The 862-nt window shown below is 55.1% G+C and carries 1 rRNA gene; it reads left to right on the top strand.

The annotated features are described in order from the left end of the window. Positions 1-23: 23 nt before the first annotated feature. Positions 24-139, top strand: a 5S ribosomal RNA gene (rrf, locus tag ACTQ05_RS09530). The last annotated feature ends 723 nt before the right edge of the window (positions 140-862 follow it).

Raw genomic sequence — 862 nt, 5'->3', positions numbered from 1 at the left:
GATACGGTGGGCGCCGCCCACCGGTCAGCGGCCAGAGCATGGGGGGCACGCCCGGTCCCGTTCCGAACCCGGAAGCTAAGCCCCATCGCGCCGAGAGTACTGCGGGGCCAGTCCGTGGGAGGCCAGGGCGCCGCTGACCGGTGGACGGCACCGAGCCGTGCGCTTGGACTGAGAAGGGGGAGGCCTCGCGGCCTCCCCCTTTTTTGCGTTTGTATTGATCCGTGGCTCTAGATAGTTGATTTCTTTATTCTGAAGTCGCAATAGCATATGAAGTGGGTTGATTCTTTTCGAGGCCTGTTTTTGGGACTCGTTCTTTACAGTCCGCACTTAGGTACGCTCCTTTGGCTGGTTGCGTATTTCCTAGATGGATCTGCCAATTTAGATTACAAATCAATCTTTTCTCGCGTTTCACGTCTTTCGGCTAGGATTGCACACTAATGGGGCTCCAGCGCTGTCTGGCGGGGTCCTTTGTCGCGTAAAGGCTTTATAGGGGGAACCGTCGCAATCTATCTCCTAGGTGCTATTTAATTCTGGTTTGGGTATATAACCGATACGTATACATCGGACAGCATGAACACCGAGGTCATACGGTCTGTCTGAGATATATGATCGTCGATTAGACCCTGTCGGATTCCAGGGCCCTCTGGTTTATTTGTGAACAAAATATGGAGTGCGTGATTCCCGCCCCCGGGGCCCCTCCGGTCTGGCAATATATCTCCTTGCCGCGCGGCCCGGTCGGACCGGATGAGACGCGCAGGCGTGCACCTTGAGAACCGGATACTGCGAGGATGGACACACCAGATGTGTCGCATCCGGGCAGACATCGAACCATTTGAAATGGTCTGACTTGGATTCGTTTTTC

Origin of the sequence: Collinsella sp. LCP21S3_A9 (assembly GCF_052118785.1) — a bacterium.
Taxonomy (GTDB): Bacteria; Actinomycetota; Coriobacteriia; order Coriobacteriales; family Coriobacteriaceae; genus Collinsella.
This window is presented reverse-complemented; position numbering and strand designations above follow the sequence as displayed.